Source organism: Streptomyces sp. MS191, from assembly GCF_008042125.1.
In the GTDB taxonomy this organism is placed as follows: domain Bacteria; phylum Actinomycetota; class Actinomycetes; order Streptomycetales; family Streptomycetaceae; genus Streptomyces.
Genome location: NZ_RDBI01000259.1, coordinates 1 through 1,612, shown reverse-complemented (window position 1 = coordinate 1,612; position 1,612 = coordinate 1). Strand labels below are relative to the sequence as shown.

The window sequence follows — 1,612 nt, the reverse complement described above, 5'->3', positions numbered from 1 at the left end:
GGGCAGCACCTTCGGGGTGTAGCCGAGGGCCTTGAGCCGCCGCAGCTGCTCGGCGTTGGCGCTGACCACGACCGAACGGGCGTCGACCTCGTCCACCGAGACCCCGGTGGCCGCCAGTGCGGTGCGGGCGGCGGGGGTGGAGGGTCCGGCGATCTCGTACTGCCGGATCACCTCCTCGGCGGCGGCGGTCGGCGCCGGGTCGGCCCCGGCGGGTGTCGCGTTGACGGAGAGCGGCGCCGCCACGGCGAGCGCCAGCAAGGCCGCGAGGGTGGCGGACCTTCTTCCGCGAATGCGAAGTCGCATGCTGTCTCCTGGGTGGGGAGTGTGGGGGTGTGCGACGAAACTGGTGCGGGTGTCCGGCCACATGGTGGAGCCGTGGCATGCACCGGTCAAGGAGCGCACTTCGGCCATACTGTCCGCGTGGGGACGCTGATCGGCACGTACGAGGTCGAGCACAAGCTAGGCGAAGGCGGCATGGGCACCGTGTATTTGGCGCGCTCGCGCGGCGGACGCGCGGTCGCGGTCAAGGTCGCACGGCCGGAACTCGCCACCGATCCGGCCTTCCGGGAACGCTTCCGCGCCGAGGTCGAGGCCGCCCGGAGGGTCGGCGGCTTCCACACCGCCCAGGTGGTGGACGCCGACCCGGACGCCGAGGCTCCCTGGCTCGCCACCGCCTACGTCCCCGGGCCCACGCTCTCCGGACTGCTCGCCGCCGAGGGACCGCTGCCCGAGCCGCGGCTGCGCGCGCTCGGCGCCGCGCTCGCGGAGGCGCTGGAGGCCATCCACGCCTGCGGTCTCGTCCACCGGGACCTCAAGCCCGGCAACATCGTCATGGCCGCCGACGGCCCCCGCGTCCTCGACTTCGGCATCGCCCGCGCCCTGGAGTCGACGCGGCTCACGGCCACCGGCACGGCCTTCGGCACCCCCGGCTACCTGGCGCCCGAGCAGGCCCTCGGCCAGGAGGTCACGGGCGCCGCGGACGTGTTCGCGCTCGGCGCCGTCCTGGTGGCGGCGGCCGGCGGGCGCGCCTTCGGCGACGGCACCCCGATGGGGCTCATGTACCGCTCCGTCCACGAGTCCGCGGACCTGGCGACGGTCCCGGCCGGGCTGCGGGACCTGGTGGGCGGCTGCCTGGCGAAGGACCCCGCCCGGCGTCCGACGCCGGGGGCGATCCTGGACGCGCTGGCCGCGCGGCCGCAGGGAGCGCCCACCGGACCTGACGCGGCTTCGCCGGCCGTCCCGCCGGTCGTGGCGGACGTGCCGGCACCGACCGCCCCGGCCGACTCCCTGGCCCCCACGGTGACCGCCGACCCGCGGATCGCCCGCGCCCGCGACGCGGTGCCGCCGCGCGCCGAGCCCGCCCGCGACGCGGTGCCGCCGAGGAGGTGATCCGGCAGTACGAGATCGCCGGACCCTCCACCCCACGCCGCCCGCACCGGCCGACGTGCTGGCGCAGTTCACCGCGTCGACGGCCGGACTGCCGCACTCGCCGAGCGGCACCCGGTGGCTGCCGCCGCGCTGGACCGAGCTGATCGGCGCGTACGAGAGCCAGGGCGTACGTGCCGATCAGCGTCCCCACGCGGACAGTATGGCCGAAGTGCGCTCCTTGACC

Annotated in this window: 2 pseudogenes; one reads left to right on the top strand and one right to left on the bottom strand. The window is 76.1% G+C overall.

Annotated features, from left to right (window positions below):
- Positions 1-303 (bottom strand): annotated as a pseudogene (locus EAO71_RS37335) (zinc carboxypeptidase); the annotation flags it as partial.
- A gap of 171 nt (positions 304-474) precedes the next feature.
- On the opposite strand from EAO71_RS37335, the pseudogene EAO71_RS37330 reads away from it, so the two are divergent.
- A pseudogene (locus EAO71_RS37330) lies at positions 475-1,180 on the top strand (serine/threonine-protein kinase); the annotation flags it as partial.
- Positions 1,181-1,612: the final 432 nt, after the last annotated feature.